Annotated in this window: 15 protein-coding genes and 5 tRNA genes; 13 read left to right on the top strand and 7 right to left on the bottom strand. The window is 25.6% G+C overall.

Annotated features, from left to right (window positions below):
• Positions 1 to 32: 32 nt before the first annotated feature.
• From rimM to rplS, 3 genes are read left to right on the top strand one after another with little or no spacing between them, the layout of a single operon-like run.
• Positions 33 to 524, top strand: coding sequence for a ribosome maturation factor RimM (rimM, locus tag AB4W59_RS01755; protein ID WP_367673339.1), 492 nt, complete (start codon positions 33 to 35; stop codon positions 522 to 524).
• 40 nt (positions 525 to 564) lie between these two features.
• A complete protein-coding gene (gene trmD, locus AB4W59_RS01760) occupies positions 565 to 1,311 on the top strand; it encodes a tRNA (guanosine(37)-N1)-methyltransferase TrmD (RefSeq protein WP_367673340.1) in 747 nt (248 codons plus the stop codon).
• 39 nt (positions 1,312 to 1,350) lie between these two features.
• Complete coding sequence (gene rplS, locus AB4W59_RS01765; RefSeq protein ID WP_367672951.1) at positions 1,351 to 1,698, top strand: 50S ribosomal protein L19; 348 nt, start codon at positions 1,351 to 1,353, stop codon at positions 1,696 to 1,698.
• An 84-nt stretch (positions 1,699 to 1,782) separates the two neighbouring features.
• Here rplS and tldD read toward each other — a convergent pair whose 3' ends face one another.
• Positions 1,783 to 3,234 (bottom strand): metalloprotease TldD, encoded by a 1,452-nt coding sequence (gene tldD / locus AB4W59_RS01770; RefSeq protein WP_367672952.1) that lies wholly within the window; start codon positions 3,232 to 3,234, stop codon positions 1,783 to 1,785.
• A gap of 283 nt (positions 3,235 to 3,517) precedes the next feature.
• Here tldD and aroQ point away from each other — a divergent pair, with 283 nt between their 5' ends.
• The gene (aroQ, locus tag AB4W59_RS01775; protein ID WP_367672953.1) at positions 3,518 to 3,988 is read left to right on the top strand and encodes a type II 3-dehydroquinate dehydratase; all 471 of its coding nucleotides are present in this window, start codon (positions 3,518 to 3,520) and stop codon (positions 3,986 to 3,988) included.
• A 61-nt stretch (positions 3,989 to 4,049) separates the two neighbouring features.
• Here the strand turns inward: aroQ and rluD are convergent, their stop codons facing one another.
• Positions 4,050 to 4,994: a 23S rRNA pseudouridine(1911/1915/1917) synthase RluD gene (rluD, locus tag AB4W59_RS01780; protein ID WP_367673341.1), complete on the bottom strand. Its 945-nt coding sequence runs from the start codon at positions 4,992 to 4,994 to the stop codon at positions 4,050 to 4,052.
• A gap of 118 nt (positions 4,995 to 5,112) precedes the next feature.
• On the opposite strand from rluD, the gene AB4W59_RS01785 reads away from it, so the two are divergent.
• The 6 genes from AB4W59_RS01785 to gshA all read left to right on the top strand — a co-directional run bounded on the left by AB4W59_RS01785 (position 5,113) and on the right by gshA (position 10,957).
• The gene (locus AB4W59_RS01785; RefSeq protein ID WP_367672954.1) at positions 5,113 to 5,850 is read left to right on the top strand and encodes an outer membrane protein assembly factor BamD; all 738 of its coding nucleotides are present in this window, start codon (positions 5,113 to 5,115) and stop codon (positions 5,848 to 5,850) included.
• 109 nt (positions 5,851 to 5,959) lie between these two features.
• Positions 5,960 to 8,608, top strand: coding sequence for an alanine--tRNA ligase (gene alaS / locus AB4W59_RS01790; protein ID WP_367672955.1), 2,649 nt, complete (start codon positions 5,960 to 5,962; stop codon positions 8,606 to 8,608).
• Between the two features lie 114 nt (positions 8,609 to 8,722).
• Entirely contained in the window at positions 8,723 to 8,908 is a 186-nt protein-coding gene (gene csrA, locus AB4W59_RS01795; protein WP_367672956.1) for a carbon storage regulator CsrA, read from the top strand.
• 142 nt (positions 8,909 to 9,050) lie between these two features.
• Positions 9,051 to 9,141, top strand: a tRNA-Ser gene (locus tag AB4W59_RS01800).
• Between the two features lie 13 nt (positions 9,142 to 9,154).
• Positions 9,155 to 9,228, top strand: a tRNA-Arg gene (locus tag AB4W59_RS01805).
• Positions 9,229 to 9,406: 178 nt separating this feature from the next.
• Entirely contained in the window at positions 9,407 to 10,957 is a 1,551-nt protein-coding gene (gene gshA / locus AB4W59_RS01810) for a glutamate--cysteine ligase (RefSeq protein WP_367672957.1), read from the top strand.
• A gap of 107 nt (positions 10,958 to 11,064) precedes the next feature.
• On the opposite strand, the gene metK is transcribed toward gshA, so the two are convergent.
• The gene (gene metK / locus AB4W59_RS01815; protein ID WP_367672958.1) at positions 11,065 to 12,204 is read right to left on the bottom strand and encodes a methionine adenosyltransferase; all 1,140 of its coding nucleotides are present in this window, start codon (positions 12,202 to 12,204) and stop codon (positions 11,065 to 11,067) included.
• A gap of 231 nt (positions 12,205 to 12,435) precedes the next feature.
• Between metK and AB4W59_RS01820 the strand changes: the two genes are divergently transcribed.
• Both AB4W59_RS01820 and AB4W59_RS01825 read left to right on the top strand, forming a co-directional pair.
• Positions 12,436 to 13,119: an endonuclease gene (locus AB4W59_RS01820; RefSeq protein ID WP_367673342.1), complete on the top strand. Its 684-nt coding sequence runs from the start codon at positions 12,436 to 12,438 to the stop codon at positions 13,117 to 13,119.
• Positions 13,116 to 13,856 carry a 16S rRNA (uracil(1498)-N(3))-methyltransferase gene (locus tag AB4W59_RS01825; RefSeq protein ID WP_367672959.1) on the top strand — a complete coding sequence of 247 codons (741 nt, stop codon included), beginning with the start codon at positions 13,116 to 13,118 and terminating at the stop codon, positions 13,854 to 13,856. Before AB4W59_RS01820 ends, AB4W59_RS01825 begins: the two co-directional genes overlap by 4 nt.
• Positions 13,857 to 13,987: 131 nt before the next feature.
• On the opposite strand, the gene rpiA is transcribed toward AB4W59_RS01825, so the two are convergent.
• The 4 genes from rpiA to AB4W59_RS01845 all read right to left on the bottom strand — a co-directional run bounded on the left by rpiA (position 13,988) and on the right by AB4W59_RS01845 (position 15,089).
• The gene (gene rpiA, locus AB4W59_RS01830; RefSeq protein ID WP_367672960.1) at positions 13,988 to 14,659 is read right to left on the bottom strand and encodes a ribose-5-phosphate isomerase RpiA; all 672 of its coding nucleotides are present in this window, start codon (positions 14,657 to 14,659) and stop codon (positions 13,988 to 13,990) included.
• A 170-nt stretch (positions 14,660 to 14,829) separates the two neighbouring features.
• Positions 14,830 to 14,900: transfer RNA gene (locus tag AB4W59_RS01835), tRNA-Gln, on the bottom strand.
• 25 nt (positions 14,901 to 14,925) lie between these two features.
• Positions 14,926 to 15,007: transfer RNA gene (locus tag AB4W59_RS01840), tRNA-Leu, on the bottom strand.
• Between the two features lie 8 nt (positions 15,008 to 15,015).
• Positions 15,016 to 15,089: transfer RNA gene (locus AB4W59_RS01845), tRNA-Met, on the bottom strand.
• Between the two features lie 166 nt (positions 15,090 to 15,255).
• Here AB4W59_RS01845 and glnS point away from each other — a divergent pair.
• A complete protein-coding gene (gene glnS, locus AB4W59_RS01850) occupies positions 15,256 to 16,968 on the top strand; it encodes a glutamine--tRNA ligase (RefSeq protein WP_367672961.1) in 1,713 nt (570 codons plus the stop codon).
• Positions 16,969 to 17,157 lie beyond the last annotated feature (189 nt).

The following is a 17,157-nucleotide window of genomic DNA, read 5'->3' on the forward strand; positions in this document are numbered from 1 at the left end:
ACAGCATAGAAAAAACAACAAAAAAGATCATAATAGGAAAAATTGGAAAAGCCTATGGTATTTTAGGTTGGTTAAATATTTTTTCTTTTACAGAAAAACAAGAAAATATTTTTAATTATTTTCCATGGTTTTTTATTAAAGAAAAAAAATGGGAAATAATACAACCAAAAAATTGGCAAAAACATAAAAATCATTTTGTTGTTCACATAAAGAATATTGATAATCGTTCAGTTGCTATGCAATTTACTAATGCCAATATATTCATCAATGAATGTCAATTACCACAGTTAAAAAAAAATGAATACTACTGGCAAGATATTATGAATTATCAAGTATTTAATACAAAAAATACATATCTAGGTCACGTAATAAATATTATCAGAACAACACATAACGATATCTTTGTAATAAAAAAAAAATCAGAATTGTTCAATGAAAAACAAGTACTCATTCCTGTCATTTATGAAAAAATAATTAAAAAAATTGATACTATTAAAAAAATTATCAACGTTCAATGGGACTAATAATGCATTCTAAAATAAAAAAAAATATGAAAAAACTATAATATGCTTTAATGTTGTAACTTTGTTTCCTGAAATGTTTCGAGCTATTACTGAATATGGTATTATCGGACAAGCATGTAAAAAAAAAATTATTAAAATTAATTTTTTTAATCCAAGAGATTTCACAAATAATAAAAACAAGTCTGTAGATGATCGTCCTTACGGAGGAGGGCCGGGAATGATAATGAGTGCTATACCATTATATATGGCAATACAAAAAGCGAAATCTATATTAAAAAACACTACAGTTATTTATTTATCGCCTCAAGGTATCAAATTAGAACAAAAAAAAATACAGTTATTACTAAACAAAAAAAAAATTATTTTTGTATGTGGTCGATATAAGGGTATTGATCAGAGAATTATTGATGATCAAATCGATGAGGAATGGTCAATAGGTGATTATATACTGACTGGGGGGGAATTAGCTGCTATGAATGTTATTGACGCCATGTCTAGACTAGTACCGGGAGTAATTAAAAAAAAAGAATCAATAGAAGAGGATTCATTTACTAATCGCTTCCTAGACTATCCTAATTATACCAAACCAAATAATATAAACGGTATGACAGTTCCATCAGTATTATTATCTGGACATCATAAAAATATTCGTCTTTGGCGACTAAAAGCATCAATTGGAAAGACATGGATAAAAAGACCAGATATATTAGAAAAACTGTCTTTAACAGAAGAAGAAAATAAACTTTTAAATGAATTTAAAAGTGAATTTGAAAAAAATATTGATTAATTTCTCTCGGTAAATACACGTAATAATAAGGAAATGCATGTGCTAAATATTATTCAAACAATAGAGCAAGAGCAGCTAAAAAATGATATACCAACATTTCGTCCTGGTGATACTATTGAAGTAAAAGTATGGGTAATTGAAGGATCTAAAAAAAGATTGCAATCTTTTGAAGGTGTAGTTATAGCTATTAAAAATAGACAATTAAATTCATCTTTTACTGTACGTAAAATATCTAATAACGAAGGCATAGAAAGAGTTTTTCAAACGCATTCACATAGTATCAATAATATTCTTGTCAAAAGAAAAGGATTTGTTAGACAAGCAAAATTATATTATTTAAGAAAACGTACTGGAAAATCTGCTCGTATTAAAGAAAGAATAAATTAACATAAAATAAAACCTTTGTAAGATGCAGTCACGACATTATTCTTGACTGCACATATATGAGATATTATTTAATAGAAAAATTAATTAAATAGTTCCACCTATAGTCAAAGAATCGATTTTAATAGATGGTTGACCTATTCCAACTGGAATATTTTGACCATCTTTTCCACATATACCAGTTCCTTGATCCATCTTCAAATCATTACCTACCATAGATATATTTTGCATCACTTCTAATCCAGAACCAATAAGCATTGTATTATGAATAGGAGTAGTGATTTTGCCTTTTTCTATTAAATATGCTTCAGCAGTAGAAAATACAAATTTTCCAGAAGTGATATCTACTTGACCTCCAGAAAAATTGATTGCATATATTCCATATTTTACACTATGAATAATATCATCCAAATGAGATTCTCCAGATAACATATAAGTATTGGTCATGCGAGGTATTGGTATGTATGCGTAAGATTGACGACGTCCATTTCCAGTTGATTGAGAACCCATTAATCGTGCATTTAATTTATCCTGCATATATTTTTTTAAAATTCCATTTTCAATTAATATATTATGTTGGCCCTTTACACCTTCATCATCTATATTTAATGAACCACGTTGATTGACCATGGCTCCATCATCAATGATTGTACATAACTCTGATGCAACTTTCTCTCCAATAATATTTGTAAATATTGAAGTTCCTTTTCTGTTAAAATCACCTTCTAAACCATGCCCTACTGCTTCATGTAGTAAAACACCCGGCCATCCTGATCCTAATACGACAGGAAAACTACCGGAAGGAGCAGATTTGGAGGATAAATTTAATAAGGCTATCCGAACCGCTTCTTTAGTCCAATGATTAATTCTAGTATCTTCATAAATATCATCTTTATCATAAAAAAAATGATAACCAGTACGACTACTACCACCACTTTTACCACATTCTCTTTTTCCATCTTTTTCTACTATAACATTAATGGAAATCTGAACTAATGGTCTAATATCGGTAGCTAAATCACCATCTGTGGCGGCAATTAATATTTGTTCATAAGAACCTGTTAAATGGGCATTCACTTCAATGACGCGCTGGTCTAATTGACGAGCTATCTTATCTACTCTATATAATAAATCTATTTTTTCTCGCGATGAAAAAGCATCTAACGGATTATTAAGACAATATAATGGTGTTATATTTTTTTTTGTTAATGTGATACCATTACGAACACCCTTTAAATTTAGAAAACTTTTAGCCATATAAGCAGTTTTTCTTAAAGAATCTAATGATATTTGATCAGAATATGCAAAACCTGTAGTTTCTCCTTGAATAACTCTAATGCCAATTCCTTGATCTGAATGATAATACCCTTCTTTAACAATTCTATTTTCTAAACACCATGATTCATTAATATTAGATTGAAAATAAAAATCTCCAAAATCTAAATCTCTTACATATAATTCATCTAAAAATGATAATATATCTGAATGGTGTATTTTATTCGTAGTTAATAAAGATTCAGTAACTAATTCAAATGTCATTTTTACTCACTTATTTAAGATAATGTTCATTGTACCACTAAATATTTTTTAAAAATATTACTACCACTTCTTAAAAAAAATTTACTTTTGTATATTTTACATATTATTAATATTATAATATAATAATCAATTTTATATATGATTATTTAAAATAAAATAAGGTTTAATTCTAGAATTAAGTATTAACAATATAATATTATTGTTATCAAAAAAATATTATACAATATATAACATATTTTTATAATTTATATTTAACATATGCTCAATAAGAAGAAATAAAAAAATGAAAAAAAATAAAATGAAAATTTTATTAATCAATGGGCCTAATCTAAATCTTTTAGGAACAAGAGAAACTAGTATTTACGGAAAAACTACATTAAAAAATTTATTAAATGATCTAAGAAAAGAGGCAGATAATCTCAATATAGAATTAATTGATACACAATCTAATGCAGAGCACGTATTAATTGAAAAAATTCATACAGCAAAAGATATCATTAATTATATCATCATAAATCCCGCTGCTTTTTCCCACACAAGTATTGCTATTAGAGATGCATTAATGGCGATCGATATTCCTTTTATTGAAGTTCATATTTCTAATATTTATGCACGAGAACATTTTCGCTCGCACTCATGGTTATCAGATATTTCTCAAGGTGTTATTTGTGGGTTAGGTATGGACGGTTATTTTTGGGCTTTAAAAACAGCAGCAAAAAGATTATTAGATATGCAAATTTATAAAAAAAAATAATATAAGTAATATAATAATGGAAACCATTTTATTCGATACAATACAAAAATGTTTTTAAATATTATAAACATTTTAATAAATTCCTCATATCTTTCGGTAATGGAATAACCCATTTCATCATCACCTTAGTAATTGGATGAGAAAAGGAAAGAGAATAAGAATGAAGTGCCTGACGAGGAAACATATATACTGAATCAATATCTTTGTTTATCATATTAATTATCGGACGACGACATACGCGATTAAAATATACATGATCCCCTACTAATGGATAACCAATATATAACATGTGAACACGGATCTGATGAGTGCGTCCTGTATCTAATTGAACAGATATATGTGTATACCTAGAAAATCGCTGAATAACTTTATAATATGTTACGGATTTTTTTCCCGCATGATTAACTGTCATACGAGTTCTTTGAGTATGATGACGCATTATCGGTTCATTTATTACACCCCCCGAAATCATAACACCATGTACAATAGCTTGATATTTTCGTATAATTTTTCTTTTCTTTAACAATATTAATAAATGTTTATAAGCAATCATAGTTTTTGCAATAACCATTAAACCACTAGTATTTTTATCTAATCTATGCACAATACCAGCACGTGGTATATATTTAATATTTATATAATGATAAAGTAAAGCATTTAATAGTGTCCCATTCTGGTGCCCAGCACCTGGATGTACAATTAATCCTACTGGTTTATTAATCACTAATATGTCTTCATCTTCATAAATAATATCTAAATTAATATTTTCAGGAGAATCAATACTATCATGAACAGGAGGGGGGTAGAAAAAAATTTTTTCTCCCCCGAATATTTTTTTATCGGGATGATTTTCTACTTGATCATTAATAAAAACTTTATTTTGAAGAATACATTTTTTTAAAAAAGAACGAGAATATCCTTTTAAGAAGTATGCTAAAATTTGATCTAATCTTTTTCCTAAAAAACATCTATTAGGTATATTGATATTTATTTTTTTTTTCAATATGAGAATCCTATATTTGTAGAAATCTTTATTAAAATCTACCAATTTAATTTTTATATAATATAATATTCTGTATATTATCAACTACAAAAATTTATTAATTTATACTGATTATATACTAATGAAAAAAAGAAAAAATATTTTATTTATTTTAATTATCATGTTTTTTAGTGATCCATTATATTGTCAACCCTTATATAACCATCCAGTTATTCACACCACTAATCTATATCATATAATACAAAAAAAACTAAAAAACAACGATTTTAAAGAAGTCATAACAATAATAAATAATATAAAAAATAAAGATATTATGTACTATTATAATGATAAAATTCAAATAAACTTAATTTATGCTTATTATAAAAATTCTGATTTCGATATAGCACAAGAAAAAATAGAAATATTTAAAATATTACATCCACAACATAAAAATATTGATTATATTTTATATTTACAAAGTCTAATTTATATTGCACTTGATAATGATGTATATTTTAAATATATACCTATCACACATAACAAACGCGATCCTATTTATGCGATAAAAGCATTTTTTCAGCTCAAAAATATTATTTTAAATTATCCTCATAGTCGTTATCTTATTGATGCAAAAAAACATTTGATATGCTTAAAAAATCGTCTAGCCATGCATGAATTTAACATTTTAAAATATTATTTCTCAGAAAAAGAATACATTTCTGTTATTAATCGTGGAGAAGCAATAATAAAAAATTATCAAGATACATTAATTGCAAGAAAAACATTATTATTATTAGAACAGTCTTATCGTGCATTGCATTATTTTAATCATGCACAAAAAATTTCTCAAATTATTAATTTAAATAAAATTTTTTAAAAATTGACGATAAAAATAAATTTATTGTATATGAATGCATCTATAAAAATATTAAAAAATTATTAAATTATATTATGATAAATTTATTTAATAAATTTTAAGAGTATATATGAATAAAACAACCGATGAAATACGTGATGCATTTTTGAGTTTTTTTAAGCAAAAAGGACATGTAATTATACCCAGTAGCTCATTAGTGCCTAATAATGATCCTACATTATTATTTACTAATGCAGGAATGAACCAATTTAAAGATATTTTTTTAGGTAAAAAACAAAGCTGTCATTCTAGAGTTGTTACTTCGCAGCACTGTTTAAGAACAGGAGGAAAGCATAATGACATAGAAAATGTGGGATATACTACACGACATCATACATTTTTCGAAATGCTAGGTAATTTTAGTTTTAATGATTATTTTAAAAAAGAAGCAATTATTTATGCTTGGGAGCTATTAACTTCTCCACAATGGTTTAATATACCCAAAAATAAATTGTGGATTTCCGTATATACTGACGATAAAGAAAGTTATGATATATGGAGTAAAGTTATAAAAATATCACCAAATCATATTTTTAAAATTGGTGATATTAATCATGTCAAATATAATTCCGATAATTTTTGGCAGATGGGCGATACTGGCCCTTGTGGTTTTTGTACTGAAATTTTTTATGATTGTCAAGAAAATGATATTCATGATAATGACAATATATTAGAAAACAAGAAAAAATATTTAATTGAAATTTGGAATATTGTATTTATAGAATTTAATCGTATTTCAGAAAAAAATCTTATTCCACTTCCTACTAAATCAATTGATACAGGAATGGGTTTAGAAAGAATAACTTCTATTCTACAAAATGTATTTTCGAATTATAAAACTGACATATTTAAAAAATTGATTAAGTCGATATCAAAATTTAGCCCTGTTAAAGATTTAAATCATACTTCATTTAAAATAATTGCAGATCATATTAGAGCATGTGTATTTATTATTGCAGATAATATTATTCCGTCCAATGAACATCGTGGTTATATTTTAAGACGAATTATTAGAAGAGCATTAAGGCATGGACATAAACTAGGCATTAAAGAAAATTTTTTCTATAAATTAGTTCCGGATGTTATTAAAATTATGTCTGCAAAAAATAAAATATTGAACAGTAAAGAAAAAATAATAAAAAAAACATTACAAATAGAAGAAATACAATTTACTCAAACTCTGGACAAAGGTTTAAAATTATTAAAAAAAGAAATTAAAAATACAAAAAATAACGTTTTTAATGGTGAAATAGCATTTTACTTATATGATACATTCGGTTTTCCTATTGATTTAACAGCTGATATTTGTAATGAAAAAAAAATAAAAATTGATTACGAAAAATATAAAAAAGCAAAAGAAAATCAAAAAAAAAAATCTAGTTCTATCAACAAATTTTATAAAAATTATAACGAATCCATCATTGTAAATTATCATGATACATGTTTCTTCCAAGGATATGATCAAAACAATATTCAAACAATAGTAAAAAAGATTTTTATCCACAACACAGAAGTTTTTGAAATAAATCCTAATCAAAAAGGAATTATTTTTCTTGATAAAACGTCTTTTTACGGAGAATCAGGTGGACAGGTAGGAGATATCGGACAATTATACAATGAAAAATCTATGTTTCAGGTTGAAAACACAAAAAAATACGGTAATACCATTGGACATATTGGATATTTAATTTCAGGAAAAATTATTGTCAACGACCATATATGTAGCAAAATTAATCAAACATATAGAAATTCCATTCAATTAAATCATACTGCAATACATTTATTACATGCAGCATTACGATATTATTTAGGTAATGATGTCTTTCAAAAAGGTTCGTTTGTAAATGATCAATATTTAAGATTTGATTTTTCATATTCTAATCACATTCATCTGTCTCAACTACAAAATATTGAGAAAATAGTTAATATGAAAATAAGAGATAATATTCTTATTAAAATTAAACATTTATCTCTCGAAGAAGCGAAGAAAAAAAAAGCTCTTGCTTTATTTGATTATTATAATAAATCTTCAGTCCGTGTAGTATTTATAAATGATTTTTCTATAGAATTATGCGGAGGAACTCATACTACAAGAACGGGTGATATTGGGTATTTTAAAATTATTTCATATTCTAGTATTGCATCAGGTATTAAACGTATTGAGGCAGTTACTGCAGAACAAGCAATTAATTATTTGCATGAAAAAGAGAATGATATACAAGATATTTCTATTATTTTAAAATCTAATAGTACAACAGTTAAGGATAGTATAAAAAAATTAATAAATAAAGTAAATATATTAGAAAAAAAAAATGATCATTTACAAAAAAAAGAAAATAAATATCTTATTAAACAAATAATACAACAAATTGAATATATACAAGAAGTTAAGATTATAATACAAACACTAAATAAATATGATCGTCAAATATTACGGAAAATTATTGAGCAACTACACAAAGAGATTAAAATAGGAATTATAATATTAATTAATATAAAAAATAATAATTTTGTAGTAATGTCTACTGTATCAAAAAATTTAACACATCGTATACAAGCAAATAATATCATTAAAGAAATTTTAAAAAAAACTAACGGAAAAGGAGGAGGTAATCATGAAATTGCTGAAGGTGGTGGTGTGAATATTAAAATAATACCTTTAGCATTAAAATATATTAAATTATGGATTAAAACAAAATTGTTAAATACAAAAAATTAATAATAAAAATATTATATTATTAATACGCTTTTATGGTCTACGTTTAACCCTATATTTTTTGCAATGCTAGGAACTGAATAGGCCAAACTATTTTAATTTTTTAAGGACCAAAGAATGCTTATTCTCACTCGCCGGGTTGGCGAAACATTAATCATTGGTGATGAAATTACTGTAACAGTACTAGGAGTAAAAGGCAATCAAGTTCGTATTGGTGTGAATGCTCCTAAAGAAGTTTCAGTACATCGCGAAGAAATATATCAACGTATTCAAGCTGAAAAAAAACAATCTCAGAACTCTTGATAAAAACTGCGTCTTACTATCATTAAGTAAGATGCAGTTGATTTTTTTATTATATAAAAATATAAAAAATATTTGACTTATTCAACAAAAAAAGTAATATTATAGACAATAAAAATGTTTTTATTAAAAATAAAATACAGTGGGTGAGATGGCCGAGAGGATTAAGGCGCTCCCCTGCTAAGGGAGTATACAGAAAAACTGCATCGAGGGTTCGAATCCCTCTCTCACCGCCAATATTTTGATATTGCATCCGTAGCTCAGTTGGATAGAGCACTCGGCTACGAACCGAGAGGTCGGAGGTTCAAATCCTTCCGGATGCAAAATTAAAATAGTCAATCTTATCTCTAAATATCTTTTTTCAATTATTTTAAATGTTATTATAAAATTAAATATTTAAAAAAATAAATATTGATATTAAATGTTAATATTAAATGGAATATTAAAAACATGGTAAAAAATATAAAATAAAATACAAAAAAATTAACATAGGAGATAAAATTGATACATGATATCTCGAAAAAAATTTCTTGGATTAAAAAAAATCCTATAATTTTACAAGGTATTTTTCGGGGACTTGAACGTGAAACTCTAAGAATTAAAAAAAATGGCATATTTTCTTCCAAGAAACATCCATATTCTCTTGGATCGTCATTAACACATCCATGGATTACTACTGATTTTTCAGAAAATTTGTTAGAATTTATTACTCCACCAAGTCAAAACATAGATTATGTGCTAAATTTTTTACAAGATTTACATATTTTTGTTACACATAATATGAAAAATGAATATATGTGGCCTTTAAGTATTCCACATTTTATTAGAAATAAAAAAGATATTAAAATTGCACAATATGGAAATTCTAATATTGGAAAAATAAAATATATATATCGAGTAGGTTTAAAACATAGATATGGTAGTCTAGTCAACACTATTTCAGGAGTACATTACAATTTTTCATTGCCAAAAATATTTTGGAAGCAATTTAATAAAAATGCAAAAAAAACAAATAAAAAAGAATATATTTCATCTGGATATTTGAATTTAATTAGAAATTATTATCGATTTGGTTGGATAATTCCATATCTTTTTGGAGCATCACCTGCAATATCATCCTGTTTTTTAAAAAATTCTACAAAACACATATTTACAAGAAACGAAGATGATACATTACATTTACCCTGGTCTACCTCGTTAAGACTCAGTGATTTAGGATATACTAGTACATCTATTATTGATTTAAATATTATGTTTAATGATTTACCATCGTATATACAATCCTTAAAAAGAGCAATGCAAACTACATCTAATAAATTTCTGAAAATAGGATTAAAAAATAAAAAAGGCCACTTTAAACAACTCAATACTAATATATTACAGATGGAAAGTGAGTTATATACACAAATACGTCCCAAAAGAACAATAAAAAATGGTGAATTATTATCTGATGCTTTATATAATAAAGGAATTGAATATATTGAAATACGATCTTTAGATATAAATCCATTTTCTCCAATTGGCATTAGCAAAAACCAAATACTTTTTCTAGATTTATTACTAATATGGTGTGCATTAATAGACGCACCTAAAATGGATAAACTAGATTGGTTACTAATCGACAAAAATTGGAAAAGAATTATTTTTGAAGGACGAAAACCTAATCAAACTGTATACATTAATAAAACAAAAGAAAAAATAAAATTAGTAGATATAAGTAAAATAATATTTAAAGATTTAGAAAAAATTGCTAAAATACTTGATTCCTGCACTTCAAAAAAATTATATCAAGATGTCTGTCATAAAAAGATATTATATTTTCAATATCCAGAACTTACTTATTCATCTCAATTCTTAAATATTTGTATTGAAAATGGTATTAAAAAAACCGGATTAATATTAGCTGAAAAATATTCTCACTATTTTTATAAAAAACCTTTTTCCATTCTAGACAAAAATACTTTAGAAAAAGAAACTATACGATCACACAAAAAACAAAAAAAAATGGAAGAAGAAGACATTTTATCTTTTGAAGAGTATTTAAAAAGATAAAAAGTTATCCCATTCTAATCAACATGGGAAAATTAAAAAATAGATTATATTATTACATAATATCTTCATTTCTATATATTTTATAAAATAATTGCTAATATAAAAATCTATAAAGATAAATCATTTATTTTATCAACTTTTTCCCATGGAAATTCTTCACGACCAAAATGCCCATAAACAGCGGTTTTAAGATAAATAGGCTGAAGAAGATTTAACATCTTAATCAATCCATAAGGTCTTAAATCAAAACAATGACGAATTAAAGAAATTAAATATTGATTATTTTTTCTACCAGTACCAAATGTTTCAACCATCATAGAAGTAGGTTCTGCAATGCCTATCGCATAAGAAAGTTGAATCTCACAACGATCTGCTAAGCCTGCAGCCACAATATTTTTTGCAATATACCGAGCAGCATATGCAGCTGAACGATCTACCTTCGAGGGATCTTTTCCAGAAAAAGATCCTCCACCGTGGCGTGAAGCACCACCATAGGTATCTACAATAATTTTTCGACCTGTAAGTCCACAATCTCCCATAGGACCACCTACAACAAATCTTCCTGTAGGATTAATAAAAATTTTTGTATTTTTATTTAACCACTTTTTAGGTAAAACAGGTTTGATAATTTCATCAATCACGGCTTCTCTTAAATCTCTTTGTAAAATATTTTCTATATGCTGAGTAGAAAATACAACAGTATCTATACTTAGAATAGCATTATTTTTGTATTTAAATGTAATTTGACTTTTAGCATCAGGTCTTAACCAAGATAAAGTTTTATTTTTTCTTAATTCTGATTGTTTTTTTACTAAAAGATGTGCATAAGTAATCGGAGCTGGCATTAACGTTTCTGTTTCATTAGTAGCATAACCAAATACAATACCCTGATCTCCCGCTCCTTGTTCGAAAGGATTAGAACGATATATACCTCGGTAAATATCTGGAGATTGTTTTCCAATAACATTTAATACTGTACAAGAAGAAGTATCAAATCCTGATTCTGAATCAATGTATCCTATATCTTTAATAGTATTACGAGTAATTTCTTCAACATCTACCCGAGCAGTTGTTGTAACCTCCCCTCCAATTAATACCATACCAGTCTTGATATACGTTTCACAAGCGACACGGGCTTTTGAATCTTGTTTAAGTATTTCATCCAATAATGCGTCAGAAATTTGATCAGCAATTTTGTCTGGATGCCCTTCTGAAACAGACTCAGATGTAAAAAGATATTCACTCATTTGATCTTAATCCTGTTTATTTTTAAGATTAATTAAAATGTATTTATATATTAATATTATACTATTTAGTATAACTTTTAAAAATAACATAACAAGAAACATTTAATAAAATATACAATTATCTTCAATAAAAAATTTTTATTTAAAATATTAATATATCATGATAATATTTGTTTTTTTGGAGTAATGTAAAATGTTGAAAATAATATTTATTATCATTTTTAGTTTTATATTTTTTTTTTATTTTCTTATAAAACAGAAACAATTAAAAAAAATAATATCAATACTTTTTATAAAGCAAAAATTGCAGCAAGTAAAATACACCATACAGCACCAGGATCTTTTTATTGTGGATGCAAAATAATATGGAAAGATAAAAAAGGAATACCTGATTTATCTTCTTGTGGATATAAAATTAGAAAAAATAAAAATCGAGCAATGAGAATAGAATGGGAACATGTAGTACCAGCATGGCAATTTGGGCATAAAAAAAAATGTTGGAAAGATGGTGGTCGTAAACAATGTGATCATGATCAGACATATAAATCTATTGAATCTGATCTGCATAATTTACAACCTGCTATCGGCGAAATAAATGGAGATCGATCTAATTTTATGTACAGTCAATGGAGTGGTAACGAGCGACAATATGGAAAATGTACAATAAAAATAGATTTTAAAAATAAAAGAGTAGAACCTCCTGAACGCGCAAAAGGAATGATAGCCAGGACCTATTTTTATATGCATAAAAAATATAAAATTGATTTATCAAAAAATTTAGAAATATTATTAAAAAAATGGGACGATAAATTTCCAGTAACTAAATGGGAATGTATACGAGAAAAGGAAATATTTAAAATACAAGGTAATCACAATGATTATGTCTATAAAAAATGTTATCATATAAAACCATGAACAAAAAAATACCGCGTATTTATATAATGAATTCTTTAAAAATAAATACATATCTCGTTTTACCTGAAAATGAATATCACTACATAAAAAATGTACTACGCATGCAAGAAAATGATCTTTTAGAAATATTTAATAATACTAATTATGTTTTTTTGGCAACAATAAAAAATATTAAAAAAAAAAATATAACAGTTTTTATATTAAAAAGTGTGTTCAAAAGTGTAGAATCAAATATTGATATTCACTTAGGGCAAATAATTTCTAAAGATGAAAAAATGAATTTTACTATTCAAAAATCTATTGAATTAGGCGTAAAAAGTATTACGCCATTATTTTTAAATAAGATTCATGCTGTAAATAATTATATATATACTGAAAAAAAAATAATACGCTGGAAAAAAATAGCGATTTCAGCATGTCAACAATGTCATCGCAATATCATTCCAAAAATAAAAGAACCAATTGATCTTCAATCATGGTGCGCCAATTTTCAAAAAAAAGAAACAAAAATTGTTTTTCACCCTGAATCGTTATTTAACATAAACCAATTACAAAAATCTATACAAGAAATATACATACTAGTAGGATCAGAACAAGGCTTTTCTAAAAATGAAATAAAAAAAATAAATAATTATGGATTTATTTCAATATCACTAGGACCTAGAATTTTAAGAACAGAGACTGCATCTATTGCTGCACTGTCTATTTTACAATTTCAATTTGGAGACGTAAATTAAAACAATAAAAAATATATACTAATAATTTTTTATTCATCATACTATTTTTTTAAAAAACATCACAATATATTATATATAAAAAATTATATAAATATCTTTGATAAATTATATAAACAATGTTCTTATGCGTCTTAGTAAATATTACTTTTTTTTAATGTTTGAATACCATTATTGGTACCAATAATCATAATATCAGCACTTCTTAAAGAAAATAATCCGACAGTGACTACACCAGGTAAAGAATTAATTTTTTTTTCCATAGAAATCGGATCTGAAATGCGTAGATTATAAACATCTATAATAATATTACCATTATCCGTAATAACATTTTTTCGATATTTTGGAACCCCTCCTATTTTAATCATTTCTTGTGAAATATAAGAAAAAGCCATAGGAATAATTTCAATTGGCAGTGGAAAGTGACCTAAAGTTTCAACTTTTTTAGATGGATCAATGATACAAATAAATTTTTTTGACATTGCAGAAACAATTTTTTCACCGGTTAAAGCACCACCTCCACCTTTAATCATCTGTAATTTGTAATTAATTTCGTCTGCACTATCAACATATATTTTTAAAGATGGAAAATGATTTATATTAAATACTTTTATACCGTGCTTTTTCAACAATATAGTAGAAGAATTTGAAGTAGATACTGCTCCACTGATTAAATTTTTTACTTTACTTAATGCTTCAATAAAATAAAAAACAGTACTACCCGTTCCTACACCTACCACAGTACCTGGACGTAAATATTTTAATGCTGCCCATGCTGCTTTTTTTTTTAATGTATTTGCATTCATATACAAAAAACCTATTTTCATTGAAATATATATAAAATTAAAAAAAAGAACATATTTTAATTTACTATATATAAGACTTATTATTTGATTTTAATATATAAAATATTTATTATGCAATAAAATGATTTTTTATTATGAAGGAAAAAAAGAAAGGACAATATTGAGAATTTCTGGGGTACCTGGATTCGAACCAGGGATGCCGGTATCAAAAACCGGTGCCTTGCCGCTTGGCTATACCCCATTTAAAATTATTGTTTATACTAAAATACGGAAGGCGAGACTTGAACTCGCAAACCTTGCGGTGCCAGATCCTAAATCTGGTGCGTCTACCTATTTCGCCACTTCCGTAAAAATATTGGCTACGATGGGAATTGAACCCATGACCTCAGCGTTATGAGTGCTGTGCTCTAACCAACTGAGCTACGTAGCCTAAATTAATTATAAATTGTTATTTATAAAATTTAAAATAACAATTCTATTGTATATGAGATTATAGATAAAATCAATAATTTTTACTGGTGAAAATATGAAAATAGTTTAAATATTTTAATTAATATACTTAAAGGGTATATCAAAAAATAATTTATAGGAAAAAAATGAATAACAAAATAAAAAAATATAGTAACAATTTTATTTATCATATTATTGATAAGGATTTAAAAAAAAATAAAAAATTATCTTTACATACTCGGTTTCCGCCAGAACCTAATGGTTATCTTCATATAGGGCATGCAAAATCAATTTGTTTAAATTTTGAATTAGCAAAAATATATCAAGGAAAATGTAATTTGCGTTTTGATGATACGAATCCTATAAAGGAGAATATAAAATATATTCATGCTATTCAAGATGATATTCATTGGTTAGGTTATAATGGATACAATAATATCTACTATGCTTCAGAATATTTTGAAATATTTTATAAATATGCAAAAGAACTAATCAAAAAAGGATTAGCTTATATAGATGAGTTAACAAAAGAAGAAATACGTGAATATCGAGGAACACTAAATAAGCCAGGAAAAAACAGTCCATATCGAAATAGAAGCATAGAAGAAAATATAATACTTTTTAAAAAAATGAAAAATGGAAAATTTTCTGAAGGACAAGCTTGTTTAAGAGCTAAAATTGATATGAGTTCTGCATTAATGATTATGCGTGATCCTGTTTTATACCGTATTTTATACACGCCGCATCATCAAACAAAAAGCAAATGGTGTATATATCCAATGTATGATTTTGCTCATTGTATTTCTGATTCTATTGAAAATATTAGTCATTCCCTTTGCACTTTAGAATTCCAAGATAACAAAAATTTATATAATTGGATTTTAAAAAATATAGATATTTTACATTATCCAAAACAATATGAATTTTCTCGATTAAATTTAGAATATTCTATACTATCAAAAAGAAAATTAAATATATTAGTTAAAAAAAAAATAGTTTTAGGATGGGATGATCCTCGAATGCCCACCATTTCTGGATTAAGAAAAAGGGGATACACGCCATCTTCTATTCAAACATTTTGTGAAAAAATTGGTATAACAAAACAAAATCATTTAATACAATTATCTCTATTAGAACATTGTATTAGAAAAGAACTTAATGAAAATGCAATTCGTACCATGGCGATATTGGAACCAATTAAAATATTTTTATATAATTTACATGAAAATTATGAAGAAACATTAACCATTCCTAATCATCCGTTTCATGCTGAACTAGGTACTCATGAAATTCTTTTTACTAATATGATCTATATTGAAAGAAAAGATTTTCAAGAAAAATATGATAATCAATATAAAAGATTAAAAATCGGACATGAAATTCGATTAAGACATGCATATATAATAAAAGCAGAAAAAATAAAAAAAGATAAGAATAAAAATATTATTTATATAATATGTTCTTGCAATCTAAAAACTTTAGGTAAAAAATCGAGTAATAATAAAAATCCTGCAGTGATACACTGGATATCAGTAAAAAATTCTTTTCCAGCACACTTTAGATTATATAATTCTTTATTTAATATCAAAAATCCCGAACAAGAAGAAAATTTTTTATTACATATCAATAAAAATTCTTTCATTATTAAAAAAGGTTTTATTGAAAAAAATTTAGCAAATGATATAAAAAAAAATAGCATTGATAAAAAAATAAAATTATTTTTTCAATTTGAAAGAATTGGTTATTTCTGCACAGATACTGATACTATACAAAAAAAATATTTAATATTTAACCGAACTGTGAGTTTAAGAGATACATGGAATATAAAAATGAAAATAAAAACTACGACTAATAATTGAGATCAGTATATAATCTTTAAAAAAACAATATTTGTTTTTTAAAATACATAGTTTATTAATAATAATTCAATTATAAGTTGTCAACTATAATTTAATTCCTTATGATTAATCACTTTAAAAACAAATTTTATATTATTTATAATCCTAAAAATTAAATAAATATATTCTAAACACTTTTTAAAAGTATAT

This window comes from Buchnera aphidicola (Cavariella theobaldi) (assembly GCF_964059165.1).
GTDB classification, from domain to species: domain Bacteria; phylum Pseudomonadota; class Gammaproteobacteria; order Enterobacterales; family Enterobacteriaceae; genus Buchnera; species Buchnera aphidicola_BO.

Coding starts and splice junctions, on each gene's coding strand:
- csrA (WP_367672956.1), top strand. CDS start 8,723: ATGCTTATTCTCACTCGCCGGGTTGGCGAAACATTAATCATTGGTGAT.
- rpiA (WP_367672960.1), bottom strand. CDS start 14,659: ATGAATGCAAATACATTAAAAAAAAAAGCAGCATGGGCAGCATTAAAA.
- AB4W59_RS01825 (WP_367672959.1), top strand. CDS start 13,116: ATGAACAAAAAAATACCGCGTATTTATATAATGAATTCTTTAAAAATA.
- aroQ (WP_367672953.1), top strand. CDS start 3,518: ATGAAAAAAAATAAAATGAAAATTTTATTAATCAATGGGCCTAATCTA.
- glnS (WP_367672961.1), top strand. CDS start 15,256: ATGAATAACAAAATAAAAAAATATAGTAACAATTTTATTTATCATATT.
- AB4W59_RS01785 (WP_367672954.1), top strand. CDS start 5,113: ATGAAAAAAAGAAAAAATATTTTATTTATTTTAATTATCATGTTTTTT.
- tldD (WP_367672952.1), bottom strand. CDS start 3,234: ATGACATTTGAATTAGTTACTGAATCTTTATTAACTACGAATAAAATA.
- metK (WP_367672958.1), bottom strand. CDS start 12,204: ATGAGTGAATATCTTTTTACATCTGAGTCTGTTTCAGAAGGGCATCCA.
- alaS (WP_367672955.1), top strand. CDS start 5,960: ATGAATAAAACAACCGATGAAATACGTGATGCATTTTTGAGTTTTTTT.